Raw genomic sequence first — 21,967 nt, 5'->3', positions numbered from 1 at the left:
CGTTCGCTTGACTGGACGCCTCGCAACACGAGGCATACCCTTGGGGCCTTCCTGAAATTGCCTTAAGGACCCGTCATGAGCCGCATTTTTGCAGACAACGCGCACTCCATCGGTAACACGCCCCTGGTTCAGATCAATCGCATCGCCCCACGTGGCGTGACCATCCTGGCCAAGATCGAAGGGCGTAACCCGGGGTATTCGGTGAAGTGCCGGATTGGCGCGAACATGGTCTGGGACGCCGAAGGCAGCGGCAAACTCAAGCCCGGCATGACCATCGTCGAACCGACTTCCGGCAATACCGGGATTGGCCTGGCGTTTGTTGCCGCCGCCCGTGGTTACAAGTTGTTGCTGACCATGCCCGCGTCCATGAGCATCGAGCGGCGCAAAGTGCTCAAGGCCCTTGGCGCCGAACTGGTATTGACCGAGCCGGCCAAGGGCATGAAGGGCGCGATCGAAAAAGCCGGCGAAATCCTCGCCAGCGACCCGGCCAAGTACTTTATGCCGGCCCAGTTCGAAAACCCGGCCAACCCTGCCATCCACGAGAAAACCACCGGTCCGGAAATCTGGAATGACACCGATGGCGCCGTGGATGTGCTGGTGGCGGGTGTGGGCACCGGCGGCACCCTCACCGGGGTGTCGCGCTACATCAAGAACATCCAGGGCAAGCCGATCCTGTCGGTGGCGGTGGAACCCATCAGCTCGCCGGTGATTACCCAGGCGCTGGCCGGTGAGGAGATCAAGCCCAGCCCCCACAAGATCCAGGGCATTGGCGCCGGGTTTGTGCCGAAGAACCTCGACCTGTCGATGGTGGACCGGGTTGAACTGGTCAGCGACGAAGAGTCCAAGGCCATGGCCTTGCGCCTGATGCAGGAGGAGGGGATTCTGTGTGGTATCTCCTGCGGTGCGGCGATGGCGGTGGCGGTGCGCCTGGCCGAGAAGCCGGAAATGCAGGGCAAGACCATCGTGGTGGTGCTGCCGGACTCCGGTGAACGCTACCTGTCGAGCATGTTGTTCGCCGATTTGTTCACCGATCAGGAAAACCAGGCTTGATTCAAATCAGCGCGATGGCGTGGCCCTTATGCATAATTGGCCCGTCATCGCGCACCGCTGAATGTTGATTGTTGGCGTGCGCGGGTTTTTCCCGAGGCCCGGAGTGTTTATCATGGCCGGCTGCTACGTCTGGTTTCCCCGCAACGGGAGGCTAATGGCCAGACGCCTATTTCCAGGAGTTGCTGCATGACCTTTTCTTTGGCCGCCAAACTGTCAGTGCTGCTGCTGTTTATCGGCAGCACGCTGTATGTACATTTGCGTGGCAAGGCCCGTTTGCCGATGTTGCGTCAGTTCGTCAACCATTCGGCGCTGTTCGCCCCTTATAACGCCTTGATGTACATCTTCTCTGCCGTGCCGTCCAAGCCGTACCTGGACCGCAGCAAGTTTCCGGAGCTGGACGTGCTCAAGGACAACTGGGAAGTGATCCGCGAAGAGGCCATGCACCTGTTCGACGAGGGCTACATTCGTGCCGCCGAGAAGAACAACGACGCCGGTTTCGGCTCGTTCTTCAAGAAGGGCTGGAAGCGTTTCTACCTCAAGTGGTACGACAAACCGTTGCCGTCGGCTGAACTGCTGTGCCCGAAAACCGTGGCCCTGGTCAGCAGCATTCCCAACGTCAAGGGCGCGATGTTTGCGCTGTTGCCGGGTGGCAGCCACCTCAACCCGCACCGCGACCCGTTTGCTGGCTCGTTGCGTTACCACCTGGGGCTGTCCACGCCCAACTCCGACGACTGCCGCATCTTTGTCGACGGCCAGGTGTACGCCTGGCGTGACGGTGAAGACGTGATGTTCGACGAGACCTACGTGCACTGGGTGAAGAACGAAACCGAGCACACCCGGGTGATCCTGTTCTGCGACATCGAGCGTCCGTTGAGCAGCCGCCTGATGACCCGCATCAACCGCTGGGTCAGCGCCCAACTGGGCCGCGCCACCGCGCCGCAGAACCTGGATGACGAGCGCGTGGGCGGGATCAACCAGGCGTATGCCTGGAGCAAGCGCTTCAGTGATGGCTTCAGCGGCGGGGTCAAGCAGTGGAAGCGCAAGCACCCGAAGGCCTATCGCATCCTGCGACCGGTGCTGGCGGTGGTGGTGCTGACGGCGTTGGGGTATTGGTTGTTTGGTTAAGGTTGTTGCAGGCATAAAAAAACCGCTCGGATGAGCGGTTTTTTTATGGTTTTGATTTGTCGGGGCTGCCAGCCAAAAGGCTGGGTTCCTCAACGCTGACTGTCATGGCTGCACTGAGAAAACGCCGTTGGTTAGCTGTAAGTGTTGGGGCCCTAAGCTCTTTTATTACCTTCGATGACGCTTTCTGGGTGACGGAGTTTTTAGAAACTGCTCCCATATTAGCCTCCACTATTGATCATTAATTGAGCATGTTTGCGATGCTATGCCTTCTCTACGGCTATCACAAGCCTCCCCTCGGAGTCGAAGTCAAAGCCCAGATTCTTATAGAGGGGAATGGCACCCGGCGCGGGCTCTTGAATCTCTATCCACTGACTGCCAATGATCTGTGCGTAATGATCAACCGCGATCATCGTCAACGCAGCGATACGGCTTTTCAAGGGATGTGTTTTTCCTGGTTTTCCCTCTAATCGGATGATTTTGATCCGTAACCGACTTTGATTCGGATTGGCAAAGCACAATCCACATAATTCGACGTCGAACCAAATGGCCAGGTCAAATGCCAGTGGCTCATGTACTTTCCACGCTGCAATCTCCTCCCAGTAAAAGTGCGGGGCTTCTTCCCAGTCCTGATAGGCAGTCAATGCCTCGATGCTAATGGGCTCAAATCGCACTTTGGTCAAGTCGACGTGATTGTCTTCATCCTGTTTCAGGGCTTCGTACCACTGCCGGGTAGAGGCTTTCGCAAGGTGCAGCGCCGTGGAGCGGTATAGCTGATATCGCAGAGTGTCGCGTTTTTTTGGCATGGGTCATCATGAGTTGAAAGCCCCCCTGATCCGGAGCGGATTGGTTTTTTCCAAGGCTAGTGGTGTTGACTCAAGCTGTCCTTACTGGCCATTTGGCGAAGTCATTGCAAAGCATGTCCCCGGCTGGTTATAGTCGACCACCGGTGTTTTTCGACACCGTATCCATCCCTTCAAAAAAGATCAGCACATGCCAGCTTCCCTGCGCATAGCGGTAGTCGATTCAGCGGTCAACGCTGCGGTCGTGCCGTGCGGGAACCAGCAGCCTGCGCAGATCAGTCACTACCCCCCACCTGTCAGTAGCACGCCGGTGTACGCAGTCGTATCACCGCCGGGTGTTGGCATTTCGGGCTGATCAGCTGATTGCTGTTCCCCTGTGCCCGCCTGAAAAAAACCTACTGAATTTCAGCTGTTGCTGAATTGGCTTTTTGCCTGATCACAGGTGGTATCCATGTCTGTTCTTTCGAAACAATCCGTGGCCGCGGCGGCCTCGACGAGCCTGTTTGTCTTGCTGTGGAGCAGCGGGGCGATTTTCTCAAAATGGGGCCTGGCCCACGCGTCGCCCTTTGCTTTTCTGCTGATCCGTTTTGCCATCGCCCTGGCGGGTTTGGTGATTCTCGTACCGATCCTCAAGCTGAAACTGCCGCGCCCCGGCAAGCCGATGCTCTACGCAGCGGCCACGGGGCTGGTGCTGTTGGGGGCTTACCAGATTTTCTATCTGCTGGCCCTGGACCTCAAGGTGACGCCGGGCATGATGGCGACCATCATGGGCGTGCAACCGATCCTGACCGTGGTGCTGATGGAGCGTCAGCGCTCCTGGGGGCGGATGTTCGGCCTGGCGCTGGGTTTGGCGGGTTTGATCATGGTGGTGTATCAGGGCATCGGCGTGTCCGGCATGTCCCTGGCGGGCATGCTGTTCGGCCTGTTGGCCCTGGCGAGCATGACCTTTGGCTCGATCATGCAGAAGCGCATCACCGATAACCCGTTGGGCACGCTGCCGGTGCAGTACCTGGCCGGCTTGGTGCTGTGCTCGGTGTTTGTGCCGTTCCAGCCGTTCCACTTTGAACACAACAGCGTTTTTTTCGTGCCGGTGCTGTGGATGGGGCTGGTGGTGTCACTGCTGGCAACGCTGTTGCTGTACCGGTTGATCGCCCGGGGCAATCTGGTGAATGTCACCAGCCTGTTCTACCTGGTGCCCGCGGTGACGGCCGTGATGGATTACCTGATCTTCGGCAACAAACTGGCCGTGCTGAGCTTGCTGGGGATGGGCTTGATCATTGTCGGATTGGCTTTTGTGTTCCGTAAGCACTGATCAACCCTTGCCCCTGTAGGAGCAAGCTTGCTCGCGAAAAACGTCAAGGCACCGTGTTCATTCAGACACAGCGCGTTATCGTTGACGCCCATCGCGAGCAAGCTCGCTCCTACAGGGATTTAGCCAATTTCCCCGGCCGCAGCACCAGCCACAACGCCCCCGCAATCAACAGCCCGCCATACAGATGCGCCATGGACAGCGGTTCATCCAGCAGCAACGCGCCCCACAACACCCCGAACGGCGGAATCATGAAGGTCACGGTCATCGACTTCACCGGACCGATGGACGTCAGCAAGCGGAAGTACAGGATGTAGGCAAACGCCGTACACACCAACCCCAGCCCCAGCAGCGACAACCACACAGACCAGCCGCCCCAACTGGCCGGCGGATGGCTGATGGCACTCCAGGCAAACAACGGCAGCAAGAACAGCGTGGCTCCCAGCATGCTGCCCAAGGCCGCCAGCCGACTGTCCAGGCCACCCCGCTGATCGAGCCAGCGTCGTGCCAAAAAGCCCGCAAACCCATAGCAGGTGGTCGCCAGCAGACACGCCAGCGCGCCCATCAGCAGTTCCGTATCGAAGGCCACCGGCCCTGCACGGGTCAGGATGCCCACGCCAAACAGCCCCAGGCACACCCCGGCGATTTTCGACGGTGTCAGGCGCTCACTGAAAAACAGCCCGCCAATCAGCACGCCCATCAGCGGCGTCGTGGCATTGAAGATCGCCGAGTAACCGGCCGGTAGCACTTGGGCGGCCACCGAATACATCGTCGCCGGAATGCCCGAGTTGATGACGCCCAGCAACAGAACCGTCTTGAACTTGCCCTGGAAGTCCCAGTTCACTCGCATCAGGGCGAGGATCACCAGCAGGCCGGTGGCGGCAATCGAGACCCGGAAAAATGCGGTAGGAATAGTGCCGATTTCTGGCGCGATAATCCGCATAAACAGAAAGCTTGCGCCCCAGATAGCGGCCAGCACCAACAGGTGCAGGGTGTCGACAGGTCTCACGGAAAAACTCCAACTTGATAAGGGCGGAAGTGTTGCCCACGGACCTGTCTGACACAATCGTTAATGCAGGTTTTACAGGACGAAACGCGTCACCAAAGCATTGAGGTCCACCGCCAGCCGCGACAGTTCCTGGCTGGCGGCCGAGGTCTGGGTCGCCCCGGCGGCGGTTTGCGTGGACAGATCCCGGATGTTCACCAGGCTGCGGTCCACTTCGCGGGCTACCAGTGCCTGCTGCTCGGCGGCGCTGGCGATCACCAGGTTGCGCTGGCTGATCTGGGAGATCGCCGCGGTGATTTTCTCCAGTGCGCTGCCCGCGCTATTGGCCCGTTGCAAGGTCTGGCCGGCGTGTTCGGCGCTGCTGTTCAGGGCGCCGACGGTGTCCTGGGTACCTTGCTGGATACCGGTGATCATCTGCTCGATTTCTTCAGTGGAATCCTGGGTGCGCTGTGCCAGGGAGCGCACTTCGTCTGCCACCACCGCAAAACCGCGGCCGGCCTCGCCTGCGCGGGCCGCCTCAATCGCGGCATTGAGCGCCAGCAGGTTGGTCTGCCCGGCAATCCCGCGGATCACTTCCAGCACCTTGCTGATGTCCTGGGCCTGCACGGCCAGGCCCTCGGCCTTGGTCGAGGCGCCGAGTACTTCGTCCACCAGGTTCTGGATCGAGCTGATGGTTTCGCTGATCTGGAAGTGGCCGTGCTTGCTGTCTTCGTCGGAGGCCTTGGAGGCTTCGGCGCTGGACACCGCATTGCCCGCCACCTCATCGACGGCCGCGCTCATCTGGGTTACGGCAGTGGCGGCCTGTTCGATTTCATCGTTCTGCGCCTGCAGGCCACGGGTGCTCTGTTCCATCACCGAGCTCATCTCTTCGGCCGCCGATGCCAGCTGCTGCGAGGATTCGCTGATGCCACGGATGGTGTCCTGCAGGTGGGTCTGCATGGTGGCCAATGCCGTGAGCAGTTGTGCCGGTTCATCCTTGCCTTCCACGATGATCGGCCGGCTCAGGTCGCCGGACGCGATGGTGCGGGCCACCGTCAGTGCCTGGCCAATGGGCGTGGTGATGCTGCGGGTCAGCAGCCAGGCCAGCAATAAGGTGGCCAGCAGGGCGGTGACGATGATCACTCCGACAATCCATTGGGCGCTGTAGTACACCTGGGCCGCCGATTCTGCGGCGTCTTCCACGCCTTTCTGGTTGAAGCTGATCATGTCTTCCAGGCTTTTATTGAGCACCACGCCTTGGGGCGCCAGGCGGCTGTTGAGCAGGTCCATGGCGTTTTGCTGTTGGTCCTGGTCGACCATTTGAATCATCTGGGCGACGATCGTCATATAGCTCGCAACGTTGGCTCTCAACTGCTTGAGCATGTCGCGTTCCTGCTCGTTGCTCAGGAGGGCTTCGTGGCGGTTCAGCAGTTCGTCAAGGTCACCGCGTTGGCGGGTGATCAGGTTTTTGCTGTTGTCACGCACCCGCGACTCATCGGTGGTGAGCAAGCGCAGCGCTTCCAGGCGGATGCTGGCGACGTAGGCGGCGCTGTCATGGATGTTTTCAATGCTCGGCATCCACGTTTCTTCGATAACCAGCGCGCTTTCCCGCAGCTTGGCCATTTGCCCCAAACCAAACAGGCCGACCACGATCAACAGGCTGGCCAAAACCCCAAAACTCAGACTGGCGCGCAGACCGATCCCCATATTCCTCAATGACATCTCAATGCTCCTTGGTCGATTAGAACGTGTTCCCGGATCGGTCTTCTGACCTTGTTAGGGTGGGAGAGGGCGCGCTATATAGCAAAGTGCTACTACTTAAGGTAATCAGGGTTTCCCTTACGTTGGATCCAATACTCGAAAAGGACGCGGCGTCCGGCGTGCTAGAGCAAAAACTCGGTTTTCCCGACGGCGCCCGGGCGAAGCCCGTCGTTAAAGGCCTTCAGGGGAAACGGTTGACGGGGTCAAGATGACTTTCGGGATTTTTATTGACCGAATGGTCGAATTAATAAAATTGAAAATAAATGTACAAAATGAACAAAGCTGTACAGCAGTGAACAGAAAATGACCCTTCTCCTGTTCCCGCACACTGGCTAAGCTCAGCTCACTCCAAATGCCCGCAGAGGTTTCCCAAATGCCGCAGCCAACGCCCGCCCTCGACATTGCACAGATGATCCTCGACGGCTTCGATGACTACCGCGAGCACTTCCGCCAGATCACCGACGGCGCGCGGGAACGTTTCGAAAAGGCGCAGTGGCAGCAAGGGCAGGCGGCTTCGGCTGCGCGCATCAGCCTGTATGAAGACAAGGTCAGTGAAGTCACCGCGCGGCTGCGGGAGGCTTTCGATGAGGGCGTTTTGCTTGATATTTGCGTCTGGCCGCAGGTGAAAAGCGCCTACATCAGCCTGATCGACCTGCGGTTCGATGATGAGCTGTCCGAGACCTGGTACAACTCGACGTTTTGCGGCCTGTTCAGCCACGACCTGATCAGCGACGGCTGCATGTTCATCCATACCACCCGGCCGAGCCTGCGCCGCGCCAGGGCCGCGCAAACCCGCACCTACAAGCCCGGCGGCAAACTGGGGGGCATGCTGGAGCAGGTTTTTGCCGACTACCGCTTCAGTGAACCCTACGCCGACTTGCCCGCCGACCTGCGCCGCCTGGAAGCGCAATTGCGCGAAAACCTGCCGGACTGGGTGTGCAAAGACCCGGACCTCAACGTCGAGCTGTTTTCCTCGGTGCTGTACCGCAACAAAGGCGCGTACCTCGTAGGGCGCATCTACACCCGTGACGAGCAATGGCCGCTGGTGATCCCGCTGTTGCACCGCGAAGGGCGCGGCATCCAGATCGACGCGTTGATCACCGACGAGGCCGATGTGTCGATCATCTTCTCGTTCACCCGCTCCTATTTCATGGTGGATGTGCCGGTGCCGGCGGAGTTTATCGGCTTCCTCAAGCGCATCCTGCCGGGCAAGCACATCGCCGAGTTGTACACCTCCATCGGCTTCTACAAACACGGCAAATCCGAGTTCTACCGGGCGTTGATCAACCACCTCGCCACCACTGATGATCAGTTCATCATGGCCCCGGGCGTGCGCGGCATGGTCATGAGCGTGTTTACCCTGCCGGGCTTCAACACCGTGTTCAAGATCATCAAGGACCGGTTTTCGCCGTCGAAAAACGTCAACCGCGCCACCGTGATCGAGAAGTACCGGCTGGTAAAAAGTGTCGACCGGGTCGGGCGTATGGCCGACACCCAGGAGTTCGCCGACTTCCGCTTTCCGTTGAGCAAATTCGAGCCCGAGTGCCTGGCCGAGTTGCTTGAGGTCGCCGCCGGCACCGTCGAGGTGGAAGGCGACACCGTGCTGATCCGCCACTGCTGGACCGAACGGCGCATGACCCCGCTCAACCTCTATCTCGAAAACGCCAACGAAGCCCAGGTGCGCGAAGCTCTGGAAGACTACGGCCTGGCGATCAAACAGTTGGCGGCGGCGAACATCTTCCCCGGCGACATGTTGCTGAAGAACTTTGGCGTCACCCGCCACGGTCGTGTGGTGTTCTACGACTATGACGAAATCTGCTTCCTCACCGAGGCCAACTTCCGCCATATCCCGGCCCCGCGCACCCCGGAAGATGAAATGGCTTCCGAGCCCTGGTATTCCATCGGCCCGCTGGATGTGTTTCCGGAGGAATTTCCGCCGTTCCTGTTTGCCGATGCCGGCCAGCGCCGGCTGTTCGACGAACTGCACGGCGAGTTGTACAACGCCGACTATTGGAAAGGCCTGCAAGACGCGATTCGTGCCGGCAAGGTGATTGATGTGTTTCCCTACCGGCGCAAGGGTCTGGACAATGAATGAGGGGAGCGCGTGGCGGCGCTTTTCTGCGACAATCCGCCCCCTGCATAAATAGACGACCTTTGCGTACCTGATGACTGACCAAGCGCCCGCTATCGACCAACTGCTGAAAAACCTCGATCACGCCATGCTCGCCGACCGCCACCGCTTGCGGCGGCAGCTGCTTGAGCTGCGCAAGAAACCCGATGAGGAAAAACTGGCGCAGTGGGTGACGCGGATGCAGGCCTCCTGCGCCCAGGTGACGGCGCGGCGCGCCAGCCTGCCGGTGATTCGCTACGACGACAGCCTGCCGATCGCCGCCAAGCGCGATGAGATCAAGGCCGCGCTGCTCAAGCATCAGGTGCTGATCATTGCCGGTGAGACCGGTTCGGGTAAAACCACCCAGTTGCCGAAGATCTGCCTGGAAATCGGCCGTGGCCAATACGGCCTGATCGGCCATACCCAGCCGCGGCGGATTGCGGCGCGCAGCGTGGCGAGCCGGGTCGCGGAAGAGTTGGCGACGCCGCTGGGGTCACTGGTGGGTTACCAGGTGCGGTTTGAGGATCAGAGCGATTCCAACACCCTGATCAAGCTGATGACCGACGGCATCCTGCTGGCCGAAACCCAGAACGACCGCTACCTCGAACGCTACGACACGATCATCGTCGACGAAGCCCACGAACGCAGCCTGAACATCGACTTCCTGCTGGGCTACCTGAAAACCCTGTTGCCCCGACGTCCGGACCTCAAAGTCATCATCACCTCGGCCACCATCGACCTGGAGCGCTTTTCCAAGCACTTCGACGATGCGCCGATTGTCGAGGTGTCGGGCCGCACGTTCCCGGTGGAAACCTGGTACCGCCCGCTGACCCTGGAGCAGGACGAGGAGGGCAACCGCGTCGAGGACGACCTGACCGTCGACCAGGCGATCCTCGCCACCCTCGATGAAATCGCTGCATTTGAACGCAGCGAGCGCAAGAGCCCCGGCGATGTGCTGGTGTTCCTGCCGGGCGAGCGCGAGATTCGCGATGCCGCCGACATGCTGCGCAAGGCCCAGCTCAAGCACACTGAAATCCTGCCGTTGTATGCGCGCCTTTCACCGGCCGAGCAGCAGCGGATTTTCCAGTCGCACCCGGGCCGGCGTGTGGTGCTGGCAACCAACGTCGCGGAAACCTCGCTGACGGTGCCAGGCATTCGGTATGTGATCGACAGCGGCACCGCGCGCATCAGCCGCTACAGCTACCGGGCCAAGGTCCAGCGCTTGCCGATCGAGGCGATTTCCCAGGCCAGCGCCAACCAGCGTAAAGGCCGGTGCGGGCGGGTCGAACCGGGCATTTGCGTGCGCCTGTTCAGCGAAGAAGACTTTATCGGGCGCCCGGAATTTACCGACCCCGAGATTCTGCGCACCAACCTTGCGGCCGTGATCCTGCAGATGCTGCACCTGCGCCTGGGCGAGATCACCGACTTCCCGTTTATCGAGCCGCCGGATGGCAAGGCGATCAGCGACGGTTTCAACCTGCTGCAAGAGTTGTCGGCCGTCGACCGCAACAGCCAGTTGACGCCGTTGGGCCGCCAACTGGCGCGTTTGCCGGTGGACCCACGCATGGGTCGCATGTTGCTGGAAGCCGCCAAGCTCGGCAGCTTGCAGGAAGTGCTGATCGTCGCCAGCGCCATGTCGATCCAGGACCCGCGCGAGCGCCCGCCGGAGCGCCAGCAAGCCGCCGACCAGGCTCACGCCCAATGGAAGGACCCGGATTCGGACTTCGCCGGGTTGGTGAACCTGTGGCGTGGTTTTGAAGAACAACGCCTGGAATTGACCGCCAGCCCATTGCGTAACTGGTGCCGCAAGAACTTCCTGAATTACCTGCGCCTGCGGGAATGGCGTGATTCCCACCGCCAATTGAGCCTGATCTGCCGCGACATGCAGTTGACCGTCAATAAAGAACCGGCGGATTTCCCGAAGCTGCACAAGGCGGTGCTGTCCGGCCTGCTCAGCCAGATCGGCCAGAAGACTGAAGAGGGTGATTACCTCGGCGCACGTCAGCGCCGGTTCTGGATTCACCCGTCGTCGGGCATCGGCAAGAAGCGTCCACAATGGCTGATGACAGCGGAACTGGTGGAAACCACCAAGCTCTATGCGCGGATGGTGGCCAAGATCGACGCCGACTGGATCGAGCCGCTGGCCGGGCACCTGATCAAGAAAAACCACTTCGAACCCCATTGGGAGAAGAAGCGCGGCCAAGTGGTGGCGTTTGAGCAGATCACCCTGTTCGGGTTGATCATCGTCGGTCGCCGGCCAGTGCATTACGGGCCGATTGATCCGGTGACGTCCCGCGAGCTGTTTATCCGCGAAGGCCTGGTGCGCGGCGAGATCCAGTCCCGGGCTCGATGCCTGACGGCCAACCAGCAACTGCTGGAACAGCTCGACGAGCTGGAAGCCAAGGCCCGCCGACGCGACATCCTGGCGGACGAAGAAACCCTGTACGCCTTCTACGATGCGCGCCTGCCGGCCGAGATTCACCAGACGGCGACCTTCGACAGTTGGTACAAGGTCAACAGCCAGAAAGACCCGCAACTGCTGATCATGCGCGAAGAAGACGTGCTGGCCCGGGAGGCCAGTGAAGTCACCGCCGCCCATTACCCCGACACGTTGCACTTGGGCGACCTGGCCCTGGCCTTGAGTTATCACTTCGAGCCCAACCATCCCCGGGATGGCGTGACCTTGCGTGTGCCGGCGCCCCTGTTGCCGGCGTTGCCGCCCGAGCGCCTGGAATGGCTGGTGCCGGGTGTGATCGAGGCCAAGTGCATTGCCCTGGTGCGCAACTTGCCCAAGGCCCTGCGCAAGAACTTCGTGCCGGTGCCGGATTTCGTCAAGGCGGCGTTGCAGCGCATCGAGTTCGGCCAGGGCTCGTTGCCCCAGGCCTTGGGGCGCGAGTTGTTGCGCATGACCGGCGCACGGGTGACTGATGAAGCCTGGGCGGAGGCCGCGCAGCAGGTGGAAAACCACCTGAAGATGAACCTGGAAGTGGTCGACGGCCAGGGCAAGTTCCTCGGCGAAGGCCGCGACCTGGCCGAGTTGACCGCACGTTTCGCCGAGGCCAGCCAGGCCGCGTTGGCGGTGCCGCAGACCGCGAAAAGCCAGCAGCCGGTGGAGGCCAAGGTGTTCGCGGCGGTGGCCGAGAAAACCCAGCAAAACATCGCCGGGCTGTCGATGACGGTGTATCCGGCATTGGTGGAGGAAAATGGCACGGTCAAGGAAGGGCGTTTCTCCACGGCCGCCGAGGCCGAGTTCCAGCACCGTCGAGCCTTGCAGCGCCTGCTGTTGCAGCAATTGGCCGAGCCGGCAAAATTCCTGCGGGGCAAGTTGCCCGGCCTGACCGAGTTGGGGCTGATGTACCGCGAACTGGGGCGCATCGAGGCGCTGGTGGAAGACATTCTGTTGGCCAGCCTCGACAGCTGCGTGCTGGAGGGCGAAGCCAGCCTGCCGCGGGATGGCGCCGGCCTGGCAGCCCTGGCCGAGCGCAAGCGCGGCAGTTGGACCGAGCATGCCGAGCGCCAGGCGCGCCTGACCCTCGACATCCTGAAACTGTGGCATGGCCTGCAAAAACGCTTCAAGGGCAAGATAGACTTGGCCCAGGCCGTGGCTCTCAATGACATCAAGCAGCAACTGAGCAACCTGGTGTACCCCGGTTTCGTGCGGGAAACCCCCGCGCAATGGTTCAAGGAGCTGCCACGTTTTCTCAAGGCCATCGAGTTGCGCCTGGAGAAGTTGCCGAGTCAGGTGCAGAAAGATCGGGTCTGGAGTACCGAGTTGGGCGGCCTGTGGAGCCAGTATCAGAACCGCCTGAACAAACACGCCCAGGAAGGCAAGCGCGACCCTCAACTGGAGCTGTATCGCTGGTGGTTGGAGGAATACCGGGTGTCGTTGTTTGCCCAGCAGTTGGGCACCAAGGTACCGATTTCCGACAAGCGTTTGAGCAAGCAATGGAGCCAGGTCGAGGCGTGACCGACGTGCGGCAAGCAACTGTGGCGAGCGAGCTTGCTCGCGCTGGGCTGCGAAGCAGCCCCATAAGGTCTCTCTGAAACACCCGGGTAACTTTATTGGGGCCGCTTCGCGACCCAGCGCGAGCAAGCTCGCTCGCCACAGGTAAGGTGTTTGTGCGGGATAGGCGCCAAGTTTCCGATGTTGTGGCAAACTTCGCGGTTATAAATGCCGGGATCGTCGAGTTGGGCTGGTGCAGCCATGGCGCGATGGAATAAAGCGTTACCAGTTTGAAGGCCGCTGGGCGGCATAGAACTACTTACGGTTTGGTACGACGGTACCAATACCCTTCTGCCTGAACAGATTTAGAGGAACGACCGTGCATAACGTCGTCATCAGCGGCACAGGCCTGTACACCCCGGCCAACAGCATCTCCAACGAAGAGCTGGTGCAGTCTTTCAATGCTTACGTGCAACAGTTCAACCTGGATAACGCCGCAGCCATCGAACGCGGTGACGTGCAGGCACTGACCGAGTCCAGCGCCGCCTTTATCGAAAAGGCCTCGGGCATCAAGAGCCGCTTTGTCATGGACAAGGCCGGCATCCTCGACCCGCAGCGCATGGCGCCCCGCCTGCCCGAGCGTTCCAACGACGAGTGGTCGATCCTCTGCCAGATGGCCATCGGTGCTGCCGAGCAAGCCTTGCAGCGCGCCGGCAAGACCGCCGCCGACATCGATGGCGTGATCGTCGCCTGTTCGAATCTGCAACGGGCATACCCGGCGATTGCCATCGAAGTCCAGGAAGCGCTGGGCATCCAGGGTTTTGGCTTTGACATGAACGTGGCCTGCTCCTCGGCGACCTTCGGCATCCAGAACGCTGCCAACAGCATCCAGCTGGGCCAGGCTCGGGCGATCCTGATGGTCAACCCGGAGATCTGCACCGGCCACCTGAACTTCCGCGACCGTGACAGCCACTTCATCTTTGGCGACGCGGCCACTGCCGTGATTCTGGAGCGCGCTGACCTCGCCACGTCCAAGCATCAGTTCGACGTGGTGAGCACCAAGCTGCTGACCAAGTTCTCCAACAACATCCGCAATAACTTCGGTTTCCTCAACCGCGCGGCCGAAGAGGGCATCGGTGCCCCCGACAAGCTGTTCGTGCAGGAAGGCCGCAAAGTCTTCCGCGATGTCTGCCCGATGGTTGCCGAGTTGATCGGCAAGCACCTGACGGAAAACCAGCTGAACGTGGGCGATGTGAAGCGCTTTTGGTTGCATCAGGCCAACCTCAGCATGAATCACCTGATCGTCAAGAAACTGCTGGGCCGCGAGGCGTCGGTGGAAGAAGCGCCGGTGATCCTTGATACTTACGCCAATACCAGCTCGGCGGGTTCGGTGATCGCGTTCCATACCTACCAGGACGATTTGCCCAAGGGCGCTGTAGCGGTGCTCAGCTCGTTTGGTGCAGGGTATTCGATTGGTAGCGTGATTCTGCGTAAACGCTGATCATGTGGGAGCGGGCTTGCTCGCGAAAGCGGTGATTCAGCCACCGGATGCACGGCTGACACACCGCCTTCGCGAGCAAGCCCGCTCCCACATTGACGGTGTTCCTGTCTTGAAATAGAGGTCTTGAATGGCAGCAGCGGACGACGCGCACCTGCTTGAACGATTGCTCAAGGGCGAGCAGCGGGCCTATAAGGAAATGGTCACTACGTACCAGAGCGCCATGCGCGCCGTGGCCTATGCCATCGTCGGCCAGCGCCATGCCGATGAAGTGGTACAGGACGCCTGGCTGTCGGTGGTGCGCAACCTGGCGAAGTTCGAGGGGCGCTCGAGCCTCAAGACCTGGCTGCTGACCATCACGGCCAACTCGGCAAAAGGCCGTTATAAACAAAATCGCCGGGAAGTGCTGCTCGATGACCTGCCGTCGCCCCACGGCACCATCGGCGATGATCGCTTTGTGCCCGACGATGGCCACTGGGCCGTGGCGCCGTTTGCCTGGCACCAGGACACGCCCGAGGCGTTGCTCACCGAAGACGAACTACGCGAATGCCTGGAGCACACACTCGCCAGTCTTTCCGAATTGCAGAGCAGCGTCTTGCTGTTGCGGGAGCGTCAGGGCCTGGAGTTGGAGGAGATTTGTAATCTTCTGACACTATCGCTCTCCAATGTTCGTGTGCTGCTGCATCGAGCACGGCTTAAAGTCTTCGCCACGGTGGAGCATTTTGAGGAAACCGGCGAATGTTGACCTGTAAAGAACAAGTGGCGCGCTCCAGTGACTATCTCGATGGGCAACTGGCCTTTCGGGAACGCCTGCTGGTGCGCCATCACCTGATGTTCTGCCCTAACTGCCGGCGCTTTATCCGGCAGATGCGCTTGATGCAGGCGACGCTGAAGATCCTGCCCGAGCCGCCCATCGCTGATGTCGATGCGTTGGCCGAACGCCTGGCCGCCGAGCGTTCCCGCGACCAGTAATACCCGTCACTTTTCAAACTGAACCGAAGCCCGCATCGATCACGGATGCGGGCTTTTTTATGGGCGGGATAAACCCCAACGCCCGCCGGAACTGCGATACTCGCCACGTCTGCCTGTGGTCACCGTCGGGGAATGGGATGCCGTTACAACGTTTGAATAACCTGTCCGAGATTGCGCCCGATGAATGGAACGCGCTGGTCCCCGTTGATCAGCCGTTTCTGCGCCATGGGTTCCTCAGCGCCCTGGAAGACAGCGCCAGCATCGGCCCGCATTCCGGCTGGCAGCCTGAGCATTTGCTGCACTACGAAGCGGGCCGGCTGATGGCTGCATTGCCCAGCTATCGCAAATGGCATTCCTATGGCGAATACGTGTTCGATCACGGTTGGGCCGACGCCTGCGAGCGCGCGGGTATCGACTATTACCCGAAATTGCTGATCGCCGTGCCCTTCAGCCCGGTGAGTGGCCCGCGCTTGCTGGCCGCCAGCGCCGAAGACGGTTTCGAGTTGCTCAAGAGCCTGCCCGGCTACCTGGAAATCGAAGGCCTTTCCAGCGCCCACGTTAACTTTACGGATGCGCTGGCCGACACCGCGCTGGCTCAACAGCCGGGTTGGCTGCAACGCCTGGGCTGCCAGTTTCATTGGCAGAACCGCGGTTACCGCGACTTTCAGGACTTCCTCGACGCCTTGAGTTCGCGCAAGCGCAAGCAGATGCGCAAGGAGCGCGAGCAGGTGGCGGGGCAGGGCATCGAGTTCGAGTGGTTGCAAGGCCATGAGCTGAGCGAGGCACAGTGGGATTTTGTCTACGCCTGTTATGCCAATACCTACGCGATACGCCGGCAATCGCCGTACTTGACCCGTGCGTTTTTCAGCCTGCTGGCCGAGCGCATGCCCGAGGCCATTCGCGTGGTGCTGGCCAAGCAAGGCTCACGGCCGGTGGCCATGGCCTTCAGCCTGATCGGCGGCGACAGTTTTTATGGACGCTACTGGGGCTGCCTGGCGGAGTTTGACCGGCTGCATTTCGAGACCTGCTTCTACCAAGGCATGGACTATGCGATTGCCCACGGCCTGCAGCGGTTCGATGCCGGTGCCCAGGGCGAGCACAAGTTGATTCGTGGCTTTGAACCGGTGATTACCCGTTCCTGGCATTACTTGCGCCATCCGGGATTGAAGACGGCGGTGGCGGATTTCCTGGAGCGCGAAAGCGTGGGGATTCTGGCGTATGCCGAGGAGGCGAGAACAGCCCTGCCTTACCGGCAGGGCTGAACCCGTTTGGCTCAGGCGGTTTCTTCCTTGCCCAGCCATCGGTAGGTGAAACCGCCGACCACCGCACCGAGGATCGGCGCCAGCCAGAACATCCACAGCTGCTGGAGCGCCCAACCGCCCACAATCAGGGCCGGGCCGGTACTGCGGGCCGGGTTGACCGAGGTGTTGGTGACCGGGATCGAGATCAGGTGGATCAGCGTCAGCGCCAGGCCAATGGCGATTGGCGCCAGGCCCGCAGGGGCACGTCGGTCGGTGGCGCCAAGAATGATCAGCACGAACATCGCCGTCATCACCAGCTCACAGACAAACCCCGCCGCCATCGAATAACCACCGGGCGAATGCTCGCCGTAGCCGTTGCTGGCCAGGCCCGAGGCCAGCTCGAACCCTGGCTTGCCGCTGGCGATGAAGTACAACAGTGCGGCGGCGATGGTGCCGCCGATCACCTGAGACACGATGTACGCCGGTAACTCCCTGGCCGGAAATCTTCCGCCCACTACCAGCCCCACCGAGACGGCCGGGTTCAGGTGACAACCACTGATATGCCCGATGGCAAATGCCATGGTCAGCACCGTGAGCCCGAACGCCAGGGCCACTCCGAGCAGACCGATTCCGACATTGGGGAACGCTGCGGCCAACACCGCACTCCCGCAGCCGCCCAACACCAGCCAAAACGTACCCAATCCTTCTGTAACGGAACGTTTGAACAGTGACATGAACACATCCTTAGTAGATTGCTCTATCTGATTAACGGGTCTGTGGTGCATCCCTGCTGCCTTAAATCAGGGCCCTCCTGGGGCCTGATTGCAGTACAGCAGGATTGTGTCGCAAGACCAGCGAGATAGAGAAAACTGTCAGAATTGTTCGCAATTGAGGTTGCCGTTAATCAAAGGAATCAGTCTATTCCGACGAACCCGCCGGTCTGATGTTGCCACAATCGTGCATACAAACCGCCATGTGCGAGCAGTTCGGCATGGCTGCCGGTCTCGGCAATCTGGCCTTTTTCCAGCACCACCAGCCTGTCCATTCTGGCAATGGTCGAAAGCCGGTGGGCGATGGCGATTACCGTCTTGCCCTGCATCAGGGTTTCCAGGCTTTCCTGGATCGCCGCTTCCACTTCCGAATCCAGCGCCGAGGTGGCTTCGTCCATGATCAGGATGGGCGCGTCCTTGAGCAGTACCCGCGCAATAGCGATGCGCTGGCGCTGCCCGCCGGAGAGTTTGACCCCGCGCTCGCCGACGTGCGCATCCAGGCCGGTGCGACCCTCGGCGTCTGACAGCAACGGGATGAACTCGTCGGCACGGGCCTTGTGCACGGCGGCCCAAAGCTCCTCGTCGGTGGCGTCCGGCTTGCCATACAGCAGGTTGTCGCGGATCGAGCGGTGCAGCAGCGAGGTGTCCTGGGTGATCATGCCGATCTGTTCGCGCAGGGTTTCCTGGGCGACGTCGGCGATGTTCTGGCCGTCGATCAGGATGCGTCCGCCTTGCAGGTCGTACAGGCGCAGCAGCAGGTTGACCAGGGTGGATTTGCCGGCGCCGGACGGGCCGATCAGGCCAATTTTTTCACCCGGTTTAATGTCCAGGTTCAGGCCACCGATGATTCCGCTTTTCTTGCCGTAGTGGAAATCCACCTGGTCGAAACGCACCTCGCCGTGGGGTACTTCCAGGCGCGGGGCATTCTCCCGGTCGGTCACTGCCAGCGGCTGGGCGATGGTTTTCAGGCCGTCCTGCACCATGCCGATGTTTTCGAAAATGCCGTTGACCACCCACATGATCCAGCCGGACATGTTGACGATGCGAATCACCAGGCCGGTGGCCAGGGCGATGGCGCCCACCGAAATCAGGGATTGGGTCCACAGCCACAGGGCCAGGCCCGTGGTGGTGACAATCAGCAGGCCGTTCATGGTGGTGATCACGATGTCCATGCTGGTCACCACGCGGCTGGCCAGCTGGGTTTTCTCGGTCTGCTCGACGATCGCTTCCTTGGCGTAGTTCTGCTCGAAATGGGTGTGGGCAAACAGCTTCAAGGTGGTGATGTTGGTGTAGCCGTCGACGATCCGTCCCATCAGTTTGGAGCGTGCCTCGGAGGAAATCACCGAGCGGTCCTTGACCCGTGGCACGAAGTAACGCAGGGCCAGGCTGTAGGCGATGATCCAGGTAATCAACGGGATCATCAGGCGCCAGTCGGCTTCGGCGAACAGCACCAGGGCGCTGATGGCGTAGATCGCCACGTGCCAGATCGCATCCACGGCGGCCACCGCAGAATCGCGCAGGGAGTTGCCGGTTTGCATGATGCGCTGGGCAATGCGCCCGGCGAAATCGTTCTGGAAGAAGTTCAGGCTCTGCTTGAGCACGTAGCTGTGGTTCTGCCAGCGGATCAGGCTGGTCATGCCGGGGCTGATGGTCTGGTGCACCAGCAGGTCGTGCAGGGCGCCGAAAATAGGGCGCAGCAGCAGGGCGACCACGGCCATCCAGATCAGCTCGTTGGCGTGGACCTGGAAGAAGTTGGCGGGCGGTGTGCCTTGGGCCAAATCGATGATGCGGCTCAGGTAGCTGAACAGCGCCACTTCGATCAGTGCGCCGATCAGGCCCACCACCAGCAAGGCGGCAAAGCAGGGCCATACCTGGCGCAGGTAATAGACGTAAAAGGGCAGGACTTTATCGGGAGGGGCCGCGCTGGGAGGTTCGCGGAAGATGTCGATCAGTTGTTCAAAACGACGATAGAGCATTAGGTCTGACGCCCGCGCGGCGGGCTCTCCTGTTCAAAGGCGCGCGGTGCCTGGCGGGCACCGCGCGAAACTCCCTGTAGCCTTCAGTCGATGCGCTTGGCCGACTTGATCAGGACAGGATCGATTGGCACGTTCTGCATGCCCTGTTTGGTGGTGGTTTGCGAGTTGACGATGATATCGACCACGTCCATGCCCTTGACCACTTTGGCGAACACCGCATAACCGGCATCACGGCCCCGGTCGAGGAAAGCATTGTCTGCCACGTTGATGAAGAATTGGCTGGTGGCGGAGTTCGGGTCGTTGGTTCGTGCCATCGACAGCGTGCCACGCACGTTATGCAGGCCATTGCTGGCTTCGTTCTTGATCGGTGCTTCGGTCGGCTTTTGCGACATCTGCTGGTTAAAACCGCCACCCTGCACCATGAAGCCCGGGATCACCCGGTGAAAAATGGTGTTGGTGTAGAAGCCCTTGTCGACGTAGGCCAGGAAGTTCTTGGTGCTGATCGGGGCCTTGACCGGGTCCAGTTCGATTTCGATGTCACCATTGGTGGTGGAGATCAATACGTGCGGTGCCTTGGCGGGCTCGGCGGCCATCAGGTTGGCCGCAAACAGTACGGAACCGGCAAAGAAGGCGATTTTTTTCAGCATGGGTCAGTGATCCTGGGTTGTGGTTTCGACTGTCTTGAGAAAATCGAGCAGGGTGTTATTGAAATGTTCGGGTTGGTCCAGCGGCGTGGCATGGCGGGAATCCTCGATCACCACCAGTCGCGCATCGGGCAGCAGTTTTACATAGATTTCTTTCTGCGCCACCGGGGTGTAGTCGTGGTCGGCGCTGATGACCAGGGTTGGACAGGAAATTCTCGAAAGTTGTTCCTGTACGCCCCAGCCAACAATCGCATCGAAGCTGGCGAGGTAAGCACGTTTGTCGTTTTTTGCCCAGCGTTCGGTCATCTTGCGTCGCAGTTCGGCCTGTTCGGGCTTCGGGAACAGCAGGCTGCCCAGGGCTTTGCCGATGGTGTTCAGGCTGAGGATACGCGCCAGGCTCCAGCGCTTGGCCCACTGCCAATAGTCGCTGGCGGTACGGACCTTGACCTGGGGCGCGCTGTTGACGATGCACAGGCTCTTGAGCATGTGCGGCTCATCCACGGCCAATTGAAAGGCAATCATGCCGCCCATGGACAGGCCAACCACGTGGGCCGGTGGCAATTGCAGGTGTTCGATCAAGGCCGCCAAATCGGCGCTGAAGCCCGCGATGCTGTAGCGCTCCCGGGGTTTGTCGGAGCGGCCGTGACCGCGTACATCCAGCAGTACCAGCCGGTAGTGTTGCGACAGCACGGGCACTTGCAGCTCCCAATCCAGGCAACTGGAGCCCAGGCCATGGATCAGGATCAGCGGCGCGCCATGGCCATATTCCTCGTAATGCAGGGTGCAACCTTCATGTTCGAAATAGGCCATGGCGAACTCCTTGTTCAGGCTTGTTGCGGTGCGGCGAAAGGCGCGTCCAGTGGAGCGGTGTCGAAGGTGCGCAGCAACTCGACGAGAATCTGCGTGGCCGGGCCCAGGGGTTTGTCCTTGTTCGAGTAAAGGTAGAACGTCGGGTTGCGGCTGCCACCCCGTTCCAGCGGGAGAAGCTTGAGCAGGCCTTCCTTGAGTTCGCGTTCGATCAGGTGGCGGGGTAGCCAGGCAAAGCCCAGGCCGCTGCTGACGAAGGTGGCGGCGGTGGGCAGGCTGCCGACCGTCCAGCGCTGTTCGGCACCGAGCCAGCCGACGTCCCGTGGCTGCTGGCGGCCGGAGTCGCGGATCACCACCTGCATGTGGCTTTCCAGGTCCTGGAAGCTCAGTTCGCGGTGCAGGCGATGCAACGGGTGATCGGGGTGGGCCACGGCGACAAATTCGACGTCGCTCATTTCCGTGCCCAGATAGCCCGGAATGATGAAGCCGCAGATCGCGAGGTCGGCCATGCCGTCCATCAATAATTCTTCGACGCCGGACAATACTTCTTCGCGCAGGCGCACCCGGCAACCACGGCTTTGCGGCATAAAGGCAGTCAGGGCGCGCACCAGGCGGGCGTTGGGGTAAGCCGCATCGACCACCAGCCGCACCTCGGCTTCCCAGCCTTGTTCCATATGATGGGCCAGGTCTTCCAGCTGGCTGGCGTTTTTCACCAGTTGCCGGGAACGGCGCAGCAACACTTCACCGGCTTCGGTGAGCACCGCCTTGCGCCCGTCGATGCGCAGCAGCGGCACGCCGAGCTGGTCTTGCATGCGGGCCACGGTGTAGCTCACCGAGGATTGCGAACGGTGCAGCGCTTCGGCGGCCTGGGCGAAGCCGCCATGGTCGACCACGGCTTGCAGGGTGCGCCATTGATCAAGGGTAACGCGGGGCGCTTTCAAGATGAGCTCCTCTTGTCCTAAGCTGACAGTCCTTA

Annotated in this window: 17 protein-coding genes; 9 read left to right on the top strand and 8 right to left on the bottom strand. The window is 60.7% G+C overall.

All coding sequences use genetic code 11. The features are described 5' to 3' along the window. Positions 1–75: 75 nt before the first annotated feature. Positions 76–1,050, top strand: coding sequence for a cysteine synthase A (gene cysK / locus HX855_RS09075; protein ID WP_177082474.1), 975 nt, complete (start codon positions 76–78; stop codon positions 1,048–1,050). 186 nt (positions 1,051–1,236) lie between these two features. Further along, complete coding sequence (locus tag HX855_RS09070; protein ID WP_177082472.1) at positions 1,237–2,175, top strand: aspartyl/asparaginyl beta-hydroxylase domain-containing protein; 939 nt, start codon at positions 1,237–1,239, stop codon at positions 2,173–2,175. A 260-nt stretch (positions 2,176–2,435) separates the two neighbouring features. On the opposite strand, the gene HX855_RS09065 is transcribed toward HX855_RS09070, so the two are convergent. After that, on the bottom strand, positions 2,436–2,978 hold the full coding sequence (locus HX855_RS09065; protein WP_177082470.1) for a hypothetical protein: 543 nt from the start codon (positions 2,976–2,978) through the stop codon (positions 2,436–2,438). A gap of 448 nt (positions 2,979–3,426) precedes the next feature. Here HX855_RS09065 and HX855_RS09060 point away from each other — a divergent pair, with 448 nt between their 5' ends. Continuing rightward, positions 3,427–4,287, top strand: coding sequence for a DMT family transporter (locus HX855_RS09060; protein ID WP_177082468.1), 861 nt, complete (start codon positions 3,427–3,429; stop codon positions 4,285–4,287). Positions 4,288–4,396: 109 nt separating this feature from the next. Here the strand turns inward: HX855_RS09060 and HX855_RS09055 are convergent, their stop codons facing one another. Together HX855_RS09055 and HX855_RS09050 are read right to left on the bottom strand one after the other, a co-directional pair. Beyond that, a complete protein-coding gene (locus HX855_RS09055) occupies positions 4,397–5,293 on the bottom strand; it encodes a DMT family transporter (RefSeq protein ID WP_177082466.1) in 897 nt (298 codons plus the stop codon). A 72-nt stretch (positions 5,294–5,365) separates the two neighbouring features. Next, the gene (locus tag HX855_RS09050; RefSeq protein WP_375140069.1) at positions 5,366–6,976 is read right to left on the bottom strand and encodes a methyl-accepting chemotaxis protein; all 1,611 of its coding nucleotides are present in this window, start codon (positions 6,974–6,976) and stop codon (positions 5,366–5,368) included. A gap of 427 nt (positions 6,977–7,403) precedes the next feature. Here HX855_RS09050 and aceK point away from each other — a divergent pair, with 427 nt between their 5' ends. The 6 genes from aceK (at position 7,404) to HX855_RS09020 (ending at position 16,815) form a co-directional block, all read left to right on the top strand. Further along, positions 7,404–9,125 carry a bifunctional isocitrate dehydrogenase kinase/phosphatase gene (gene aceK, locus HX855_RS09045; protein WP_177082462.1) on the top strand — a complete coding sequence of 574 codons (1,722 nt, stop codon included), beginning with the start codon at positions 7,404–7,406 and terminating at the stop codon, positions 9,123–9,125. Positions 9,126–9,195: 70 nt separating this feature from the next. After that, positions 9,196–13,107 (top strand): ATP-dependent RNA helicase HrpA, encoded by a 3,912-nt coding sequence (gene hrpA, locus HX855_RS09040; RefSeq protein WP_177082460.1) that lies wholly within the window; start codon positions 9,196–9,198, stop codon positions 13,105–13,107. 355 nt (positions 13,108–13,462) lie between these two features. Next, positions 13,463–14,584 (top strand): beta-ketoacyl-ACP synthase III, encoded by a 1,122-nt coding sequence (locus HX855_RS09035; protein ID WP_177082458.1) that lies wholly within the window; start codon positions 13,463–13,465, stop codon positions 14,582–14,584. Positions 14,585–14,711: 127 nt separating this feature from the next. Then, complete coding sequence (locus HX855_RS09030; RefSeq protein ID WP_010176505.1) at positions 14,712–15,326, top strand: RNA polymerase sigma factor; 615 nt, start codon at positions 14,712–14,714, stop codon at positions 15,324–15,326. After that, the gene (locus tag HX855_RS09025) at positions 15,320–15,553 is read left to right on the top strand and encodes an anti-sigma factor (protein WP_177082456.1); all 234 of its coding nucleotides are present in this window, start codon (positions 15,320–15,322) and stop codon (positions 15,551–15,553) included. The genes HX855_RS09030 and HX855_RS09025 overlap by 7 nt, the downstream gene beginning before the upstream one ends. A gap of 137 nt (positions 15,554–15,690) precedes the next feature. Continuing rightward, positions 15,691–16,815 carry a GNAT family N-acetyltransferase gene (locus HX855_RS09020; RefSeq protein ID WP_177082454.1) on the top strand — a complete coding sequence of 375 codons (1,125 nt, stop codon included), beginning with the start codon at positions 15,691–15,693 and terminating at the stop codon, positions 16,813–16,815. 11 nt (positions 16,816–16,826) lie between these two features. On the opposite strand, the gene aqpZ is transcribed toward HX855_RS09020, so the two are convergent. The 5 genes from aqpZ to HX855_RS08995 all read right to left on the bottom strand — a co-directional run bounded on the left by aqpZ (position 16,827) and on the right by HX855_RS08995 (position 21,932). Then, positions 16,827–17,528, bottom strand: a complete 702-nt coding sequence (gene aqpZ, locus HX855_RS09015; RefSeq protein WP_177044896.1) for an aquaporin Z — start codon at positions 17,526–17,528, stop codon at positions 16,827–16,829. A 179-nt stretch (positions 17,529–17,707) separates the two neighbouring features. After that, positions 17,708–19,540, bottom strand: a complete 1,833-nt coding sequence (locus tag HX855_RS09010) for an ABC transporter ATP-binding protein (RefSeq protein WP_177082451.1) — start codon at positions 19,538–19,540, stop codon at positions 17,708–17,710. A gap of 83 nt (positions 19,541–19,623) precedes the next feature. Beyond that, positions 19,624–20,187 (bottom strand): peptidylprolyl isomerase, encoded by a 564-nt coding sequence (locus tag HX855_RS09005; protein WP_177082449.1) that lies wholly within the window; start codon positions 20,185–20,187, stop codon positions 19,624–19,626. Between the two features lie 3 nt (positions 20,188–20,190). Next, complete coding sequence (locus HX855_RS09000) at positions 20,191–20,994, bottom strand: alpha/beta fold hydrolase (protein WP_177082447.1); 804 nt, start codon at positions 20,992–20,994, stop codon at positions 20,191–20,193. 14 nt (positions 20,995–21,008) lie between these two features. Beyond that, complete coding sequence (locus HX855_RS08995) at positions 21,009–21,932, bottom strand: LysR family transcriptional regulator (RefSeq protein WP_177082445.1); 924 nt, start codon at positions 21,930–21,932, stop codon at positions 21,009–21,011. Positions 21,933–21,967 lie beyond the last annotated feature (35 nt).

The organism is Pseudomonas sp. IPO3778, assembly GCF_013386825.1.
Taxonomy (GTDB): domain Bacteria; phylum Pseudomonadota; class Gammaproteobacteria; order Pseudomonadales; family Pseudomonadaceae; genus Aquipseudomonas.
Note: the sequence above shows the minus strand (reverse complement) of the source record. Positions and strands in the feature narration are given on the sequence as shown.